The 18,426-nt window shown below is 68.6% G+C and carries 11 protein-coding genes and 2 pseudogenes; 3 read left to right on the forward strand and 10 right to left on the reverse strand.

From position 1 onward, the window contains the following. Positions 1-61: 61 nt before the first annotated feature. The 4 genes from DL544_RS15955 to pilG are packed head-to-tail and all read right to left on the reverse strand — an operon-like array spanning position 62 to position 3,452. The gene (locus tag DL544_RS15955) at positions 62-2,098 is read right to left on the reverse strand and encodes a methyl-accepting chemotaxis protein (RefSeq protein WP_049415562.1); all 2,037 of its coding nucleotides are present in this window, start codon (positions 2,096-2,098) and stop codon (positions 62-64) included. Between the two features lie 41 nt (positions 2,099-2,139). Beyond that, a complete protein-coding gene (locus DL544_RS15960; RefSeq protein ID WP_065178184.1) occupies positions 2,140-2,670 on the reverse strand; it encodes a chemotaxis protein CheW in 531 nt (176 codons plus the stop codon). After that, positions 2,670-3,032 (reverse strand): response regulator, encoded by a 363-nt coding sequence (locus DL544_RS15965; RefSeq protein WP_005410717.1) that lies wholly within the window; start codon positions 3,030-3,032, stop codon positions 2,670-2,672. Before DL544_RS15965 ends, DL544_RS15960 begins: the two co-directional genes overlap by 1 nt. 18 nt (positions 3,033-3,050) lie before the next feature. Then, a complete protein-coding gene (gene pilG, locus DL544_RS15970; RefSeq protein ID WP_005418455.1) occupies positions 3,051-3,452 on the reverse strand; it encodes a twitching motility response regulator PilG in 402 nt (133 codons plus the stop codon). Between the two features lie 240 nt (positions 3,453-3,692). On the opposite strand from pilG, the gene gshB reads away from it, so the two are divergent. Together gshB and DL544_RS15980 are read left to right on the forward strand one after the other, a co-directional pair. Then, entirely contained in the window at positions 3,693-4,640 is a 948-nt protein-coding gene (gene gshB / locus DL544_RS15975; RefSeq protein ID WP_065196658.1) for a glutathione synthase, read from the forward strand. Further along, complete coding sequence (locus DL544_RS15980; protein WP_065178182.1) at positions 4,640-5,524, forward strand: energy transducer TonB family protein; 885 nt, start codon at positions 4,640-4,642, stop codon at positions 5,522-5,524. Before gshB ends, DL544_RS15980 begins: the two co-directional genes overlap by 1 nt. A 573-nt stretch (positions 5,525-6,097) precedes the next feature. Here the strand turns inward: DL544_RS15980 and tsaB are convergent. From tsaB to mrcB, 4 genes and pseudogenes are all read right to left on the reverse strand, one after another. Continuing rightward, positions 6,098-6,811, reverse strand: coding sequence for a tRNA (adenosine(37)-N6)-threonylcarbamoyltransferase complex dimerization subunit type 1 TsaB (gene tsaB, locus DL544_RS15985; protein ID WP_053501251.1), 714 nt, complete (start codon positions 6,809-6,811; stop codon positions 6,098-6,100). Positions 6,812-6,820: 9 nt separating this feature from the next. Then, a pseudogene (gene yoaA, locus DL544_RS15990) lies at positions 6,821-8,877 on the reverse strand (DNA repair helicase YoaA). 595 nt (positions 8,878-9,472) lie between these two features. Continuing rightward, on the reverse strand, positions 9,473-10,009 hold the full coding sequence (locus DL544_RS15995) for a hypothetical protein (RefSeq protein WP_050562713.1): 537 nt from the start codon (positions 10,007-10,009) through the stop codon (positions 9,473-9,475). After that, a complete protein-coding gene (gene mrcB / locus DL544_RS16000; protein ID WP_053500600.1) occupies positions 10,006-12,432 on the reverse strand; it encodes a penicillin-binding protein 1B in 2,427 nt (808 codons plus the stop codon). Before mrcB ends, DL544_RS15995 begins: the two co-directional genes overlap by 4 nt. A gap of 96 nt (positions 12,433-12,528) precedes the next feature. Between mrcB and DL544_RS16005 the strand changes: the two genes are divergently transcribed. Further along, positions 12,529-14,628 carry a glycosyltransferase gene (locus DL544_RS16005; protein ID WP_005418463.1) on the forward strand — a complete coding sequence of 700 codons (2,100 nt, stop codon included), beginning with the start codon at positions 12,529-12,531 and terminating at the stop codon, positions 14,626-14,628. Here the strand turns inward: DL544_RS16005 and DL544_RS16010 are convergent. Both DL544_RS16010 and DL544_RS16015 read right to left on the reverse strand, forming a co-directional pair. Next, positions 14,625-16,189, reverse strand: a pseudogene (locus tag DL544_RS16010) (hypothetical protein). The gene DL544_RS16005 and the pseudogene DL544_RS16010 sit on opposite strands and share 4 nt — an antisense overlap. A 30-nt stretch (positions 16,190-16,219) precedes the next feature. After that, entirely contained in the window at positions 16,220-18,376 is a 2,157-nt protein-coding gene (locus DL544_RS16015; protein ID WP_065178177.1) for a RelA/SpoT family protein, read from the reverse strand. Positions 18,377-18,426: the final 50 nt, after the last annotated feature.

An 18,426-nucleotide genomic window follows, 5' to 3' on the forward strand; every position in this document is an offset into this window, starting at 1 on the left:
TTCTGGCGTGGGGAATGGAAATGCTTCATCGACTGGTTCCTTGCTCGCCGCCCTGCCCGTGTCACGCCGGCAGCTTGAAGTCGGCGACCGAACGGCGCAGGTCCGCCGCCAGCTGCGCGAGGTGGCCGATCGACTCGGCGGTCTGTCCGGCACCCTGCGAGGTTTGCCCGGTGATCTGCCGGATCACGCCCATGGTGCGTGTGATGTCCGAGGCGGCGGCCGACTGCTGCTGGGCGGCGATGGAGATGTTCTTGATGAGGGTATTCAGCGCGTTTGACACGCGTTCGATCTCGGTCAGCGCGGTACCGGCGTCCTCGGCCAGGCGTGCACCAGACACCACTTCGGCCGTGGTCTGCTCCATCGAGGTGACCGCTTCATTGGTGTCGGCCTGAATGGCCTGGACCAGGTTTTCGATGCGTCGGGTCGCACCCGAGGTGCGTTCTGCCAGGCGCTGCACTTCGTCGGCCACGACCGCGAAACCGCGGCCCGCTTCACCGGCCGACGCGGCCTGCACCGCCGCGTTCAACGCCAGGATGTTGGTCTGCTCGGAAATGTCGTTGATCAGTTCCACGATCGAGCCGATTTCCTGCGACGACTCGCCCAGGCGCTTGATGCGCTTGGAGGTTTCCTGGATCTGGTCACGGATCTGGTCCATGCCCTGGATGGTCTCGCGCACCACGCCGGCACCTTCGGCAGCGATCACCACCGAGCGCTGTGCCACGTCGGCCGACTCGGCCGAGTTGCGCGACACCTGCTCGATGCTCGCCGCGATCTCCCCGATGCGGTCCGAAGCCGAGGTGATCTGGTTGGCCTGGTGCCCCGCGGCCTCTGCCAGCTGCATGGCGGTGGCCTGGGTTTCCTGGGTGGACATCGCGACCTTGGCCGAGGTGTCGTTGATGGTGGTCACCAGGTGGCGCAGCTCGTCCACCGCGTAGTTGATCGCGTCGGCGATCGCGCCGGTCATGTCCTCGGTCACCGAGGCCTTCACCGTCAGGTCGCCCTCGCCGAGCGAGGAGATTTCGTCCAGCAGCCGCATGATCGCCTGCTGGTTGCGGCTGTTGAATTCCACCTGGGTCTGGTAGCGCAGTTCCTGCTCGCGCGAGCGGCTGCGCACGTTGGTGGAGACGAAGCCGATGATCGCGATCAGCGACAGCGCACCGGACACCACGCCGATCCAGAAGTTCGGGAACAGGCGGGTGTCGGATACCGAGCCGAACGAGGAGAACGCGTCGAACAACTTGCGGCTGTCATCCAGCATGTGGGCCGAACCCTGGCCCAGCGCGGTGGCAGCGGATTGCGCCGCAAACAGCTGGCGCGAGCTGGCCAGGATCGCGTCGGCGTCCTGCTTCATCGCTTCCCACTTCTGCTGCGACTGTTCCAGCGCGGCCACGGCGGCGGCACCGCGCACGGCGGTGATGCCCAGTTCCTCGTTGCCGTTGCGCAGGCCGTCGAGCACCTGCGAGAACACGGTGATGTCACGTGCCAGCGCATCGCCGGAGGTCGCCGCGGCGCTGCCACCGGCACGCATTTCGGTCACGCGGCGGGCCATCGAACCGGCCACCACGACCTGCTGCAGCGCGCTGTACACCTGCGACGAGGGCGCGCCGGAAGCGGACATCGCACGCACCAGCTCGTTCAGCTGGGCCTGCAGGCCCGGCACTGCGCCGGTGAAGTTGTTCGCGTTGCCGGCCAGCGCCAGCACGGCCGGTTCGCTGGCCACCAGCTGCCCGGCCTGCTTGCCCAGCGGCGCCCAGGTCTCGCCGAGGGTGGCGATGGCACCGGCTACGCCCGGCTCCTTGCCGTAGCGTCCCTGCAGGGTCGACACGTTCTGCTCGATCGCGTTGCGGGTGGCCTTGAAGGCGGTGAAGGCCTGGGCGTTGCCGCCGACCGCGTCACGTCCCTGGTTGGCCAGCTGCTGCGACAGCACCTGCAGGTCGGCGGCCTTGGAGCCGGCGTCGGCAAGGCGGCTGCCCTGCCAGGTGGCGACGCCGGTGTTGACGCCGAACAGGATCATCGATGCCAGCAGCAGGAACAGCCAGAGGTTGCTGCCGCCCAGCCGCAGCTTGCCGGTCTTGGTGGCGTCCGAAGCAGTACTCATCGTTCAACCTCGATCTTCAATGCAGGGGGCGATGCCCGGCCTCAGGCCGCGGCTTGCCGGAATTCAGGGGTGCGCGACAGCAGCGAGAGCGAGAACACGCCCCAGTCATGGCCGTCGGCATGGAAAGCACGATCGACGAAATGCCCGTAGCGGCCATCGGCCAACGTGCCCGCTTCGATCTGCTGGTCCAGCTCGAAGCTGCGCTGGCCGAACAGTTCATCGATGGTCAGTGCGACGTCGCCGCCGGCCTGGCGCATGATCAGCACGCGCTGGCCTTCCTGCTGCACGGTGCGCGTGCCTTCCAGGAAGTACTTCAGGTCGACCACCGGGAACAGGTTGCCGCGCAGGTTGCCCACGCCCAGCAGCCAGGGCTGCGCACAGGGCACCGGGGTCACCGGCGGCATCGGTACGATTTCCACCACTTCGCGGAAATCGGACACCAGCCGGCGCTGGCCGACGCGGAAACCCACGCCACGCCACAGGTCCTGGGCAAACTGCTTCCCGGGCAGCTGCACCGCATGGGCCAGGCTGCGCCGTTCATAGGCTTCAAGGATGTCGAAGGGCGAGCGCATCAGGCCACCAGTTCGTTGATCCGCGCGATCAGTTCATCCTCGCGCGGCGGCTTGACGATGTAATCGGCGGCGCCCTGGCGCAGGCCCCAGGCCTTGTCGGTTTCCATCGCCTTGGTGCTGACGATGATCACCGGGATGTGCTTGATCGCCGCATCACGGGCCATCGCACGGGTCGCCTGGAAGCCACTCATGCCGGGCAGGACCACGTCCATCAGCACCAGCTGCGGCACCTGGTCGCGGACCAGCTGCAGGCCATCCTCGGCGTTGTCCGCTTCCAGCACTTCGTGGCCGGCACGGCGCAGCCACTGGGTGAACACCGCGCGGTCGGTCGGTGAATCCTCGATCAGAACGATACGAGCCATTGTGCCTTTCCCCCCTGGTCAGGCGTTGACGTATGTGCGGATGGCACCCAGCAGTTCTTCACGCGTAAAAGGCTTCGTCAGGTACTGCTCCGAGCCGACGATGCGTCCCCGCGCCTTGTCGAACAGGCCATCCTTGGACGACAGCATGATGACCGGGGTCGCTTTGAACAGCTGGTTGCCCTTGATCAGCGCGCAGGTCTGGTACCCGTCCAGGCGCGGCATCATGATGTCGACGAAGATGATCTGCGGTTGCTGGTCTGCGATCTTGGCAAGCGCTTCGAAGCCGTCGGTGGCGGTGACCACCTCGCAGCCTTCGCGCTTGAGCAGCGTTTCCGCAGTCCTGCGGATGGTCTTCGAATCATCGATGACCATCACCCGGAGTCCTGCGAGTTCCCCGCCCGCAGTCGTGTTTTCAGTCATTGCCTATCCCCAAGCGCACGGCCCGATCTCTGGCGGGGGCCGCTGCGAAAGCGTATCTATATCGCACTTTCCGCGCCCGCTTCAAGGCCGCCCCACGGCGCGGGGCATGGCCCCCTCCTGAACGTGACGGGTTTCGCAATGAGTGCGCGACCGCCGGGCGGACGCTGCGTTGCAGTATGGCAGGGAGGCGCGCGACCGGCGTTGCCGCTACCATCAACGCCTTGCCTGACAGGTGCGACCATGCCGTTGAACGTCATCGTGGTGATGGACCCCATCGCCCACATCAAGATCGCCAAGGACACCACCTTCGCCATGCTGCTGGAAGCCCAGCGCCGCGGCCATGCCCTGCACTACGTGCGGCCGGGCGGACTGGCCCTGGAAGGTGGCGTGGCGGTGGCCCAGACCGCGCCGCTGCAGGTGCGCGACGACCCGGCCGGCTGGTATGAGCTGGGTGAGTTCAGCCGTACCGAGTTCGGACCCGGCCAGATCGTGCTGATGCGCAAGGACCCGCCGGTCGACGCCGAGTACATCTACGACACCCAGGTGCTGGACGTGGCCGCCGCTGCCGGTGCCTGCGTGGTCAACAACCCGCAGGGCCTGCGCGACTACAACGAGAAGCTGGCTGCCCTGCTGTTCCCGCAGTGCTGCCCGCCGACCCTGGTCAGCCGCGATGCCAAGGCGCTGAAGGCCTTCGCCCTCGAACACGGCCAGGCCGTGCTGAAGCCGCTGGACGGCATGGGCGGCCGCTCGATTTTCCGCAGCGGCCAGGGCGATCCGAACCTGAACGTGATCCTGGAGACACTGACCGACGGCGGCCGCAAGCTGGCGCTGGCCCAGAAGTTCATTCCCGACATCAGCGCCGGCGACAAGCGCATCCTGCTGGTCGACGGCGAACCGGTCGATTACTGCCTGGCGCGCATTCCCCAGGGTGACGAGTTCCGCGGCAACCTGGCGGCCGGGGGCCGTGGCGAAGGGCGCCCGTTGAGCGAGCGTGACCGCTGGATCGCCGGCCAGGTCGGCCCGGAGATGAAGCGTCGTGGCATGCGCTTCGTCGGCCTGGACGTGATCGGCGATTACCTGACCGAGGTCAACGTGACCAGCCCGACCTGCGTGCGCGAGCTCGACGCGCAGTACGGCCTGAACATTGCCGGCACCCTGTTCGACGCGCTCGAGGCCGGCCTGCGCTGATGCCGTCCGCACCTGCCGTTCTGCCCCCGCCGCCACGCGAAGCGCAACGGCTGGGGGCCACCATCGCACTGTCGGTGCTGGTCCACGCCCTGCTGATCCTGGGCGTGGGCTTCGCCGTGAAAGGCGATGCTCCGCTGGTGCCGACGCTGGAAGTGATCTTCAGCCAGACGCGCACCGCACTGACGCCAAAGCAGGCTGATTTCCTGGCCGCCGCCAACCAGGAAGGCGGTGGCGAGCACGACCGCGCACAGCGTCCGCGCGACAACCAGGCCGGCATCGTGCCGCAGGCGCAATCCGGACTCAGCCCGGTTCCCCAGCAACAGCAATCGGCCGCGCCGGTTCCGCCGCCGCAGGCACGGGTGGTCAGCAGCCGCAATGGGGAGGACACCGTGGCGCAGGCGCAGTCCCGTCCAACGCCGGAACAGCCTGAGCCGGATGCGCCGCTGAGCGCGCGCGAGCAGCGTGATGCCGAGATGGCGCGGCTGGCGGCCGAGGTGCATCTGCGCTCGGCGCAGTACGCCAAGCGCCCGAACCGCAAGTTCGTGTCGGCCAGCACGCGCGAATATGCCTACGCCAATTACCTGCGCGCCTGGGTCGACCGCGCCGAGCGCGTCGGCAACCTGAACTACCCGGACGAGGCCCGGCAGCGCCGGCTCGGCGGCCAGGTGGTGATCAGCGTCGGCGTGCGCCGCGATGGCAGCGTGGAAAGCAGCCGGATCCTGCGTTCAAGCGGGACGCCGTTGCTGGATGAGGCGGCGCTGCGGGTGGTGCAGCTGGCGCAGCCGTTCCCGCCGCTGCCGAAGACCGAGGACGAGATCGACATCCTGCAGGTCACCCGTACCTGGGTGTTCCTGCCGGGTGGCACCCTGCACGACGACCGGTAGGGGTTTGTTGCCCGGGCCTGCGGCCCGGGACCCGCTGAAAGGCTAGAGCAACGGCAACAGCAACAGCAACAGCGGCGGTTGGTGTACTGAAGCGTGGCGAGGCGGTGTCGGGCGGCGGGGACGCCGCAAGTACGTCCGTGTAGGCTTAGCCGCGGCATCCATGCCGCGGATACCCCGCCGCCCGACACCGCCCCGCCTCTGACAGATCACGGCGCACCATTGCTTGGGTAGGTGTCGACCTTGGTCGACACACATCCACGCCACGCGTGGATGCGAGCGAAGCGATCCGCTTTTGACTTTGATTTTCTTTTGATTTTCCGTGGCGGACGCACACGGAAACTGTCAGAGGTCGGGCGGGTTGGGTTCGCGGGGGTATCCGCACCATGGATGCCGCGGCCAAGCCCCCATGGGTGAGGGCGCTTCGCTTGCGAAGCATTGCTTCGCAAGCGCCCGAACGCCCAGCCGCCAGCGGCTGGGCCGGACTGGGGGTTCACGGCGTCCCCCGCGAACCCACCCCGCCCGGCCAAGCGCGGCTTTTGGTTTATGCGATCAACCAACCCCGCCACGAGGGGCTCAGCCGTTGGCCTTCGCCTTCGCCTCGCGCGCGGCCTGCTGCTCGACCAGGGTCAATGCCACGTTGTCGCGCAGGTACGCCGGCTCGACCTTCTCCGGTGCGATCGCCTCGCCACGCGCGAACGCCGGCACCGCCAGTGCCAGCACGTCCGACGCCCGCGGCAATGCCGCGGCATCAAAACCGCGCAGGCCACTGCCCAACTGTGCCACCAGCGCGCCGTCGCCCGCGCCGAAACCGGTACCGACACCGTAGGCCGACATTCCTTCCGGCAACGTCACCACGGAGGGCGCGCAGACGCGCTCGGCATCGCGCGCGACCGGCAGGCCGTCGACGCGTTCGAAGCGCGCGACGTAGAGTTCACCCATCCGGGCATCGATTGCCGACAGGATCTGCGTTTCTTCCACCGGTGCCCGCAGCGCCAGCACCTGCAGCGTCGAAACCGGCAGTAGCGGGCGGTCCAACGCCAACGCGATGCCCTGGGCGATGGCGATCGCCAGGCGCACACCGGTGAACGCCCCCGGGCCGCGACTGAGCGCGATGCCGTCGAGCTGGCGACGGCCGATGCCGGCTTCGGCGAGCAGCGCCTCGGCCCATGGCAGGCTCAGGTCGGCATGCCGGCGCGGGGCGATCTCGAAGCGTTCCAGCACCTGCCCATCGACATGCAGTGCAACGGAGCAGGCTTCGGTGGCGGTTTCAAAGGCGAGCAGTTTCATCAGATCAGGTCAGAACAGGGGGAACGTGGCACCGGGAGCCGGCTCCGGGCCCGGCGCGACAGCGGCCGGGTCAGCCGGATCAGCCGGATCATCAGCCACGGGCCCCCATTGTGGCGTAAAGAAGGCCTGCACATCGGCCAGGCTGCGGGTGCGGCGGAAGGGTGGCAGTGAATCCAGGAAGACCCGGCCATAGCCACGGTTGAGCAGGCGCGGATCGCACAGGACCAGCACGCCACGGTCGCTTTCGCTGCGGATCAGGCGACCGACACCCTGCTTCAGTGCGATCACCGCCTGCGGCAACTGTTCGTCGCGGAACGGATTGCCGCCCTGGCTGCGGATCGCCTCCAGGCGTGCCTCGTACACCGGATCGTCCGGTGCCGCGAACGGCAGCTTGTCGATCATCACCACGCTCAGCGCTTCGCCGACCACGTCCACGCCCTCGCGGAAACTGGCCGAGCCCAGCAGCACGCCATTGCCCGATTCACGGAAGCGCTGCAGCAGCGTCGCGCGCGGTGCCTCACCCTGCACGAACAACGGCCATGGCCCGTCGCGCAGTGCCTCGGCGGCCTCGCGCAATGCACGGTGCGAGGCGAACAACAGGAATGCCCTGCCCTGCGATGCCTGCAGCACCGGCCGAAGGGTCTGGATCAGCGCGGTTCCGAAGCCCCGTGCGGCCGGATCAGGCAGGCCTTCCGGCAGGTAGCACAACGCCTGCTCGGGCCAGTTGAACGGACTCGGCTGGACCAGGGTATGCGGATCGTCCAGGCCCAAGCGCGTGGCGATGTGGTCGAATCCATTGCCCACGGTCAGCGTGGCCGAGGTGAAGATCCATGCCGCGCGGCTGCGCTCGCGATGCTCGCGCAGCGGGCCGGACACATCCATCGGCGTGCGCTGGCAGCGGAAACCCCGCGGCGTGAGCTCGTACCAGAGCACATCGGCGGCACTGGCGTGGTCCGCCGGATCGGTATCGAAATCCAGGGTGGGTTCATCATCGCCCAGCCAGCGCTGCAACCGCGACACCGCCTCGCGCGCCGCGCATGGCAGGCGTCCAGACCCGCCGCCGATTCGCGCAGCGGCTGAAGGCCCTGCTCCAGTGCCACCAGGCCGGCCATCACCGTATCGAAGCCGTCGCGGACCTGTGGCATGGCCAGCGCACGCCACTGCGTACCACGCGGCGGCAGCCCCTCCATCGCCGAACGCAACGCCAGCAACGCCTGTTGCAACTGGTCGACCGGCTCCTGCAGCGCCGATTGTGCGCCCCCTACGCCGCGCGCTTCAGCCAGGCAGTCGCGACCCAGTTCCTGCCATGGGCGCATGCCGAAACCTTCGCCGAAGAACTGCGCTGCCAGTTCGGGCAGCTGGTGTGCCTCGTCGATGACAAAGGCCTGCGCCCCCGGCAGCAACTCGCCGAAGCCGTCCTGTTTCAGTGCCAGATCGGCCAGCAGCAGGTGGTGGTTGACCACCACCACGTCGGCGGCCTGCGCACGCTGCCGTGCGCGCACCACGAAGCAGTCGTCCCAGAATGGGCAATCGGTGCCCAGACAATTGTCGACAGTGGAGGTGACCATTGGCAGCAGCGGCGAGTCATCGGCCAGGCCCTCCAGCTCGGCGATGTCACCGAACTCCGAGCGGCCGGACCACGCCAGGATGCGCTGGAACTGCGCGGCCTGTTCGGGACTGGAAAACCGCGGCTCGCCCCGCGCCTGCTGCAGTCGATAGCGGCACAGGTAGTTCGCGCGCCCCTTCAGCAGCGCGCTGCGCAGGCCGACGCCCAGCGCCTGGCGCACGCGCGGCAGATCGCGGTGGTAGAGCTGGTCCTGCAGCGCGCGGGTACCGGTGGAGATGATGGTGCGCAGCCCGGACAGCAGCACCGGCACCAGATAGGCGAAGGTCTTGCCGGTGCCGGTACCGGCCTCGGCCAGCAGCAGGTCCCGCTGCTGCAGCGCATCGGCAATGGCAGCGGTCAGGTGCAGCTGTGCCGGACGCGGGACGAAGGCATCCAGATGCGAGGCGAGCGCGCCGCCTTCGCTGAGGGCTTCGCGGCTGGCATGGACAAGGTCGGACATCAGAGGGAAAGGATACCCGGCAGGGCGCTGCCCGGCACCCGTTTCAAGCCAGAGCGCAGGCAAAAGCAACAGCAACAGCGTGGTTCATGGCTCTGGGTTGCTGCGTGTTTGGCGGGGCGGGAGGGGCAGGCAGGACACGCCGTAAACCCGTCCATGGGGGCTCGATGGCGCCATCCATGGCGCCAACGGTCCTGCCTGCCCCTCCCGCCCCGCCTTCGACAGTTTCCCGGTGACGGATGGACGTGCTTCGTGGCGTCGCGCTTGCTCGACTGATTCAGAAGCGGTGGGTCGAACGGAAACAAGAAGGGGTCGGAGCCGTTTTCCTGCGGAAAACGGATCCGACCCCACAACGAGTGCGCGCAGGGCGCGACCCGCTTTTGATTTTCTTTTTCTTTTCCGTGGCTGGACGCACACGGGAACTGTCAGAGGCCGGGCGGGGTGGGTTCGCGGGGTGTCCGCGGCATGGATGCCGCGGCTAAGCCCCCAGGGACGGGTTCACGGCGTCCCCGCGAACCCACCCCGCCCGGCCAAGCGCGGCTTTTGCTTTACTCGGCCAAGCAGCCAGCCACGAGGGGCTGTGCCGTTGGCTGAAAACTCAGTAACGCTTGATCCCCGGCACTGTGCAGCCCTCAATCTGCGCATGCGCCGACACCGCATTCTCCTTCTCGCCCCGCGCCAGCCGCGACTGCTCGATCGTCGCCCAGTGCCGGCGGCACAGCGGCCCGGTCTTCGAGCCCAGATCCACGGCCTTGCGCGCGAACGTCTCCGCCTGTGCCCACTGCCCCTGCAGCAGCGCCAGTTCGGCACGCTCCTGCAGCACCGCCGGGTCACCGGCCACGATCTCCAGCGCGTGATCCAGGCTGCTGGCGGCACCGGCGAGGTCGTTGGCCTGGCGCTGCGCCTGTGCGGCCAGCCTCAGGTCTTCCACCTGCGAATCACGCAGCGGCTGCACCGACAGTTCCTTGTCGTCCGGACCCGCTGCAGCATCCACGGCCGCCAGGCGCTGCGCCGGCGTGGTGGTGTCGACCGGTTTGACTACCGGCGGCGCGCTGCTCACGCAGGCGGCCAGGGCCAGGCTTAGGCCGGTCAGGGCCAGGGGCTGCAGCAGGGTACGCATGTTCATCGGCATCATCGGCTCGGGGGAGAAGGGGTGGCGGCAGGTTCGGCGGGTGCTTCCGGCTTGCGGTCCAGGCCGAACCAGCTGCGCCAGCCACCGCCCTCGCCTTCAGCCTCGCCCTGCCCCTCGGGCGACGCGGCCGGCGCGCACGGCGCATAGGCAGGCGCATAGCCCACCACGAACGGGAAACGGCGCGCGCCGGGGCAGCCTTCATCGGTGCTGTTGAGACCGGTGGGAGCCACCGGCTGCCAATCCAGGCCCTTGTTGCTGACCCGCAATGGCGCACTCGGCAGGCGCTGGAAGATGCCCGACCAGACCCGCATCGCGCCAGTGGCGCCATACAGGCCGGCCTGCTGGTTCTGATCGTTGCCGATCCAGATCACCGCCAGGTGGTCGCCGGTGTAGCCGGCATACCAGCTGTCACGGCCATCGTTGGTGGTGCCGGTCTTGCCGGCTGGCTGCAGACGGCCGAGGCCATCAGCATTGAGCCGCTGCGCGGTACCGCTGGCGACGACCTGCTGCAGGCCGACACTGATCAGGTTGGCGGCAATCGAATCGCCTTCCTGTGCCGGTGCCGGGGTCTTGTCGTAGCGCTTGAGCAGCTTGCCCTGCGGATCGAGCACGCCACGCACGGCGTGCAACGGCTGGATCTCACCACCGGACGCGAGGAACTGGTACAGCTGCGCCATCGCATACGGGCTCTGGTCGGTCGAGCCGAGGATCACCGCCGGATTGGCCTCGGCCTTGATGCCGGCCAGCACATGGATCAGCTGGGTCACGCGCTCGGGGCCGACCTGCATGCCCAAGCGCACCGTCGCCTGGTTGTACGAATGCGCCAGCGCATCGATCAGGCGCACCGTGCCGTGGCTGCGGTTGTCGGCGTTGCCGGGGCTCCAGTTGCGGCCGCGGCCGAGCTGCACCGTCACCGGCGAATCATCGACCCAGCTGGCCAGCGAATAGCGGTCAGGCTGCGCCAGGGCCAGCAGGTACACGAACGGCTTGAGCAGCGAACCGACCGGGCGCTGCGCCTCGATCGCACGATTGAAGCCGACCTCGGACACCTCACGGCTGCCGATCACCGCCAGCACGTCGCCGTTGTGCACGTCGGTCAGCACCATGCCGGCCTGCAGCTCAGGGCGACGCTGGCTTTCCAGCGACTTGATGGTGCGGGTCACCGCGCCTTCGGCATAGGCCTGCGCGGACGGCGACATGCCGGTCATCACGCTCAGGCCCGCGCCCTGCAGCGCAGATTCCGGATAGTCATGCGCAAGCTGCCGGCGGACCAGGTCGACGTAGGCGGGGAAGCGGTTGGCAGCCACCAGGCCCGGTGTCTTGGGCACGCCCAGCGGAGCCTTCAGCGCGCGCTGGTACTCGGCATCGTCGATCAGCGTGGCGTCGTGCAGCTTGCCCAGCACGAAGTTGCGGCGATCCAGCGCGCGTTCCGGGTTGCGCCGCGGGTCGTAGAAGGACGGCCCCTTGACCAGGCCGATCAGCAGGGCGATCTGCTCGGTCTCCAGCGACTGCAGGTCACGCCCGAACCAGAATTCGGCGCCGGAGGACATGCCATGGATCGCCTGGCTGCCGCGCTGGCCCAGGTACACCTGGTTGAGATACGCCTCGAAAATCGTGCGCTTGTCGTAGCGCGCTTCCATGATCAGCGCGTACAGCACCTCATTGAACTTGCGGGTGAGCGTCTGTTCCTTGCCGATGCCAAGCAGGCCGCTGCGGGCCAGCTGCTGGGTGAGCGTCGAAGCGCCCTGGCGGCTCTGGCCACCGGAACGGATCGTCACCCACACCGCGCGCGCGATGCCTGACAGGTCGATGCCGTGATGGCGGTTGAAGTCCTTGTCTTCCACTGCCTGCAGGCCGGTCACCAGCAGGTCCGGCGCCTCGTCCATGCGGATCAGGCGGCGTTCTTCCTGCTTCTGGCCGTACAGCGTGGCGATGCGCGCCGGATCCAGCCGCGCGGCCTTCAGTGCCTTGCGGCTGTCGGCGTCGCGCAGCGAGGCCACGCCGCCATCGGCCAGCGACAGCTCCACCCGGCGCGGCGCCACCCGGCCATCGACGTCGTTGTAGCCACGACTGGAGATCACAAAGCGACCGCCGTTCACCGCATAGGTGGCCGGCTCCTTGCCCTGCCCGTCATCACGATAGGCGGAGGCGGCCAGTTCGGTCTTCAGCGTGGACGCATCCATCGCCTTGCCGGGGGTGAGCACCAGCGGGCGCGCATACACGCGCGTCGGAATCTGCCAGCGCAGCTCGCCGAAACGCTGGGTCACCTGCTGGTTCAGGTACAGCGTATAGGGAATGAGGAAACCCAATCCCAATGCGACCGCAGCCATGCTCCAGGTGATCAGCCGGCGCCGCCACAGCGGACCGCTGTCCTGCTGGTCGTCGTCGAAATCGTCGATGTCGTCGGAATCGTAGCGTCGGGGCACGGGAATGCGAGAATGTAGGGTCTGGCGAGTCTACCCCAGCCACTGCGGCTGGCGAATTCTCCCGGGTTCCCCTGCTTAAGCTGGAGTTGCAACCGGATGGCGATGTCCCTGGCCGAGATCCGATACCTGATCAACCGCCTGTCGGGCCTGGCCCGCCGGAGCCTGGCAAGCCTGCGCACCCGCGGGTGGCGGGCCACCTGGCAACGCATCCGCGTGCACACCCAGCGCGCCGTTCCCGCGCCGCGCACGCCCCTGTTCCTGCCGCCAGCACAGGCTTTCGCCCCCTTCACGGTGCCGTTCAGCGAGTCGCCGGAGGTGAGCATCGTCATCCCGGTCTACAACCATGTCGGCCACACCCTGGCCTGCCTCCGCGCCCTGGCGGCACACCCGCCCGCAGCCGCGTGCGAGATCCTGGTGGTGGATGACGGCAGCAGCGACGCCACCGCACAGTGGATGCCGCAGGTGGCGGGGTTGCGCTATGAGGTGCGTGCGCACAACGGCGGCTTCATCGAAGCCTGCAACGAGGGTGTATCGCGCGCACGCGGCCGCTACGTGGTGCTGCTCAACAACGATACGGTGCCGCAGCCGGGCTGGCTCGACGCCCTGCTGGACACCTTCGGCAGCGTCCCCGACGCCGGCCTGGTCGGCAGCCAGCTGCTGTATCCCGATGGCCGCCTTCAGGAATCGGGCGGAGTGATCTTCGCCGATGGCAGTGGCTGGAGCTATGGCCGCTTCGAGGCCGCTGACGACCCGCGCTTTGCCAGCCTGCGCGACGTCGACTACTGCTCCGGTGCGGCGCTGATGCTGCCGCGTACCCTCTGGCAGCAGCTGGACGGCTTCGATACCCGCTACAAGCCGGCGTACTACGAGGACACCGACCTGGCCTTCCGCGTGCGTGCACAGGGCCTGCGCGTGCTGGTGCAGCCGGCCAGCCGGGTGATCCACGACGAAGGCACCAGCAACGGCACCGACACCGGCAGCGGGGTTAAGGCCTACCAGGTGCGCAACCAGGCCATCTTTGCCGCTCGCTGGGCCACCGAGCTGGCCCGCCATCCGGCGGTCGGCGCAGTGCCGTCGCCAGCGCTGCTGCTGCGCGGCCGGCGCCAGGTGCTGATCCTGGACGAGGAAGTACCGCAGCCCGATCGCGATTCCGGGTCGCTGCGCCAGGTCAATCTGATCCGCCTGCTGCTGCAGGGCGGTGCCCACGTGGTATTCGTCCCGACCCGGCGCGAGCATGCCGGCGCGGCGACCGAGGCGCTGCAGCGGATGGGCGTGGAAGTCTGGTACGCCCCCTTCCTGGACGGCGTGGCCGGCTGGCTGCGCAGCCATGGGTCGCGTTTCGACGTGGCGATGCTGGTGCGCCACCACGTCGCCCACGAGTGCCTGCCCCTGCTCAAGCGCTATGCGCCGCAGGCACGAACCGTGTTCGACACGGTCGACCTGCACTACCTGCGCGAACGCCGCGGTGCCGAAGTGGCCGGTGATACGGCGCTGCTGCGCGCAGCAGAACGCACCCGCAGCAGTGAATTGGCAGTGATGGAGCAGTGCGACATCACCGTGCTGGTCAGTGCGGCCGAACGGGAGCAGCTGCAGGCCGATGCGCCGCGGGTACGGGTGGAACTGATTTCCAACCTGCACGAGGTTGCCGGCGCCGGCGCCGTCTACGAGCAACGACACGATCTGGTGTTTGTCGGTGGCTTCCGCCATCCGCCGAACCTGGACGGGATGGAGTGGTTCATCGGCGAGGTCTTCGCCCACATCCGCGCCCGGCTGCCGGAGGTACGCCTGCACTGCATCGGCGCCGCGGCGCCGGAATCGTTGCTGGCACTGGCCGCACGCCACCCCGGCGTGCAGATGCACGGCTTCGTCGAGGACATCACGCCCTACATGGACGGCGCGCGCATTGCCATCGCACCGCTGCGGTTCGGTGCCGGCGTAAAAGGCAAGATCAACCTGAGCATGGCCCATGGCCAACCGGTAGTCGGTACCACCTGCGCCGTGGAAGGCATGCACCTGCATCCCGGCCAGGACGTACTGGTAGCCGATGACGCTACCGGTTTCGCCGATGCGGTGGTCCGCCTGTACCAGGACCCGCAGCTGTGGCAGCAGTTGTCCGATGCTGGCCTGGCCAACGTCGCCGAACATTTCTCACTCGAAGCCGCCCGTGCGACCGTGCAGCGGGTGTTCTTCGCCTAGTCCGCCCGTCCACCGGCGCGGCGCAGGCGATCTTCAAACGCCGGCAGTTCGGCCAGATCCGGCTGCAGCAACCGCGCCTGTTCGGCGGCATGCGCGGCGAAGGCCAGGTCACCGTTGCCGAGCCGCTCGCTGCCGATCGCCAGCCAGCGCTGGGCCAACCGCAGCCGCGCCGAGGGCAGTCCGGATGCGGTCGGTGACAGGGTCTGCCAGGCCTGCAGGCAGGCGCCTGCCGCCTGCACGCGGTTCTGCCGCAGATTGTCGTCGAAGCAGCGTCGGCTGGCGGGCAGCAAGCGTGCGGCGGCTGCCTTCACCCGCGCATCGCGGGAGCCAGCGACTGGGCTTCGCGCAACGCGTCGAACGCGCTGTGCCCGGGTGGGCTGATCCACTGCCCCGCGCGCTCGGCACGTTCGATCTTCCGCAGGTGGTCGCGCAGCTGGCGTTCGCGCTGCGCCGTGCTGACCGCGGGCTGCTGCAGGGCCCGCTGCGCCTGCTGCGCGCGCTGCAGGCGCTGCGCCAGTTGTTGCCGGACTGCCTGCGAAGCCCCCAGCTCCGCCGCCAGGGCCGCATCACGTTGCGCCGCATCGAACTGGAAGTCGTCGGCGGACTTCTGGCTGCGTGCAACCACTGCCTGCAGGGTCTGCTCACGCCCGCGCTGGGCATTGGAATCATCGGCGGCCACCACCAGCACCGCCTGGAAGCCCTTGGCCGCAGCTTCCAGCTGCTGCCGTCGCAACGCACGCTGCGCCTGCCGCAGGCGCCGGTCGGCGGCGCGCGCGAGGGCCTCCTCGCTCGCCGGTAGATCGGCATGACCAGCATCGAACTGACGGGCACGACGCAGGAGCGCGGCCGCCTCGGCCAACTCCCCTCGCTCCGCCAGCGTGCGTGCCTGCAGCAGCAGGTCGCTCAGCGCATCTTCGCGCCCTTCCAGCGCCGGCAGGTTGTCCGGCTGCAGGGCCAGGATGCGCTGGAACAAGGGTAACGCACTGCTGTCGCCGTCATCCAGGCGTCCGGCCGCGAACGCGTTACGCGCCTGTGCCAACAACGCACCAATACCGGCTCCGGCGCTGCGTCGCGCCTGCAACTGGCGGGCAACCGCATCGGCGTCGCCCTGCGGCACCTGCAGCTCACGGGCCAGTGCCAGAGCCTGCGCGCTGCCGTCCAGGTCATCCGCCTGCAGGCGATCGCGCGCCTGTTGCAGCGCTGCCGCGCCGGTATTGGCCAGGCCCTGGCGCGCCTGCGGGCGATCACCGTCCAGCGCCAGCGCCGCCTGGTAGCGCTCGCGCGCACCACTGCCATCGGCATCGCTCAGGCGCCCAGCCGCCAATGCACGATCCCCCTCGGCCAGCAGCTGTTCGATCTGCGGCTCATCCCAGAACCAGTCTGCCAACGGCTTGCGCAGCAGGACCAGCAGCACGAACACGGCCAGCGCTGTGAGCAGCGCCCAGCGCCAGATCCGGCGCGCATGGCGCGCCTGCAGCCACCACCAACGCCCCTCGCGACGGACGCGGTCCAGCGCAGGATGTTCAGCGCCATGCGGGCGATGCGGGGGCTCGCGTTCCATGCGTGCAGGGTAGCCGGGGCAGCGTGAAGCTCAGCCGAGGCGACGCGCCTCGCTCACGCCCGGCAGCGCATCGAGCTTGCCCAGCAGCGTCGACAACTGCCCGTAGTCACTGACCTTCAGGCGCAGCCGAAGGTGGGCACGGCCACTGTTGCGCACGTTGTCACTGTGGATGTCGAGCACGTAGGCGTCTTCCTGGGCGATCAGGTTGGTGATGTCCTTCAGCAGCCAGCGGCGATCGACCGCATCGACCACCACGTCCACCTCGTAGCCGCCCCCGGCCTGGCCCCACTCCACCGGCAGGATGCGCTGCGGGCTGCTGGCCGCCAGCCGGGCCAGCGCGGCGCAGTCTGCACGATGCACGGTGACACCCCGGCTACGGGTCAGGTAGCCGATGATCGGCTCGCCGGCCACCGGCTGGCAGCAGCGTGCCAGCTGCACCAGCAGGTTGCCCACGCCCTGCACGGTGAACTTGGACTTGCCCAGGTTCCCGCGGCGCGCGGTCGGCCGCGGCAGGGCCGGTGCGGGCGCGGGCTGGCTGGCGGCACGCTCCGCCTCCAGCAGCGCACGGCTGACCTGGTTCGGGCCGGTATCGCCCAGCGCCACCTGGATGTACAGGTCATCGACGCTGTCGGCATGGAACTTCTTCGCCGCCACGGCCAGGTCCGCGTGCTGCAGGCCCAGCCGCTTCAGCTCGCGCTCGAGCAGCTCGCGACCGGCCTGCACGTTGCGCGCGCGGTCCAGCTTGTGGAACCAGCTGCGCACCTTTTCGCGCGAGCGGTTGCTGGCCAGGAAGCCGTTGGCCGGCATCAGCCAGTCGCGGCGCGGATCGGCCTCCTTGCCGGTCAGGATCTCGACGCGGTCGCCGCTGCGCAGGCGGTAGGTCAGCGGCACGATGCGGCCGTTGACCTTTGCGCCGCGGCAGCGGTGCCCGACCATGGTATGCACCTGGTAGGCGAAATCGAGCGGCGTGGCGCCCTGCGGCAGGTCCAGCACCTCGTCCTTCGGGCTCAGCGCATAGACCCGGTCCTCGGTCAGCTCGGCATCAAGCGCCCCGGCCAGTTCATTGCCCTGCCCGTCCTGCGCCTGTTCCAGCAACTGGCGCATCCAGGTGATCTTGCGGTCGAAGGACTTCTCCGCACCCTTGCCACCTTCCTTGTACTTCCAGTGCGCGGCCACGCCCAGCTCGGCCTGCGAGTGCATCTCGTGGGTACGGATCTGCACTTCGATGGTGCGCCCTTCCGGGCCGACCACGGCGGTGTGCAGCGAGCGATAGTCATTGGCCTTGGGCCTGGCGATGTAATCATCGAACTCGCTGGGTACCGGTGCCCACAGCGCGTGCACCACGCCCAACGCGGCATAACAGGCGGCGACGTCGTCGACCATCACGCGCACCGCACGGATGTCATACAGCTGGTCGAAGGCCAGCCGCTTCTTCTGCATCTTCCGCCAGATGCTGTAGATGTGCTTCGGGCGGCCGCTGACTTCGGCCTTGATGCCCTGGGCGACCAGCTCGCGCGACAGCACCTTCTTGACGTTCTCGACGTAACGCTCGCGGGCGATGCGGGTTTCATCCACCTCGCGGGCGATGCGGCGGTAGGTTTCCGGTTCCAGGTGGCGGAACGCCAGGTCCTCCAGCTCCCACTTCAGCTGCCAGATGCCCAGCCGATTGGCCAGGGGCGCGTGGATGTCGCGGGTCAGCTGGGCCAGCGCGCGGCGCTGCTCCTCGTCCAGCTTGTCGGCCGCGCGCATCCGCGCCAGCTGCCGTGCCAGCAGGATCGGCACCACGCGCAGGTCGCGGATGATCGCCAGCAGCAGCCGGCGCAGGCCTTCGCTGTTGCGCCCCGCCTCACGGCCGGCGTGCAGCGCCCACACCGGGTCGGCCGCATCCTGGCCATCCAGCAGGCCGATCACCGCCGCCTTGTGGTTGCCCAGCGGCAGCTGGTCCAGGCTGGCGCGCAGGCCCGGCAGGTCGAACAGCAATGCGGCCACCACTGCGCCTTCATCGGCCGAGAGCATCGCCAGCGCATCGAGAGTATCGCCCAGCACCGACCAGGTGGCACGCATCTGGTGCTCGCAATCCGGCGCTTCCCAATGCTCACGCAGGGCCTGGCGCAGCGGAGCAGGCAGCACCGCTGCCGAGGGACGGTTCAACAAGGCATCCAGGCCAGGGACGGAAGCGCGGTTCACAGCATCGAGCAGGCAAGACAGAGGCCCCTACACTAGCGCCGGCGCCGTTC

The organism is Stenotrophomonas sp. pho, assembly GCF_006228405.1.
GTDB lineage: Bacteria > Pseudomonadota > Gammaproteobacteria > Xanthomonadales > Xanthomonadaceae > Stenotrophomonas > Stenotrophomonas sepilia.

What these genes read in the sequence shown, in the direction of transcription:
- DL544_RS15955 (WP_049415562.1), bottom strand. Translation starts at nt 2,098, where the DNA reads ATGAGTACTGCTTCGGACGCCACCAAGACCGGCAAGCTGCGGCTGGGC.
- DL544_RS15960 (WP_065178184.1), bottom strand. Translation starts at nt 2,670, where the DNA reads ATGCGCTCGCCCTTCGACATCCTTGAAGCCTATGAACGGCGCAGCCTG.
- DL544_RS15965 (WP_005410717.1), bottom strand. Translation starts at nt 3,032, where the DNA reads ATGGCTCGTATCGTTCTGATCGAGGATTCACCGACCGACCGCGCGGTG.
- pilG (WP_005418455.1), bottom strand. Translation starts at nt 3,452, where the DNA reads ATGACTGAAAACACGACTGCGGGCGGGGAACTCGCAGGACTCCGGGTG.
- gshB (WP_065196658.1), top strand. Translation starts at nt 3,693, where the DNA reads ATGCCGTTGAACGTCATCGTGGTGATGGACCCCATCGCCCACATCAAG.
- DL544_RS15980 (WP_065178182.1), top strand. Translation starts at nt 4,640, where the DNA reads ATGCCGTCCGCACCTGCCGTTCTGCCCCCGCCGCCACGCGAAGCGCAA.
- tsaB (WP_053501251.1), bottom strand. Translation starts at nt 6,811, where the DNA reads ATGAAACTGCTCGCCTTTGAAACCGCCACCGAAGCCTGCTCCGTTGCA.
- DL544_RS15995 (WP_050562713.1), bottom strand. Translation starts at nt 10,009, where the DNA reads ATGATGCCGATGAACATGCGTACCCTGCTGCAGCCCCTGGCCCTGACC.
- DL544_RS16005 (WP_005418463.1), top strand. Translation starts at nt 12,529, where the DNA reads ATGGCGATGTCCCTGGCCGAGATCCGATACCTGATCAACCGCCTGTCG.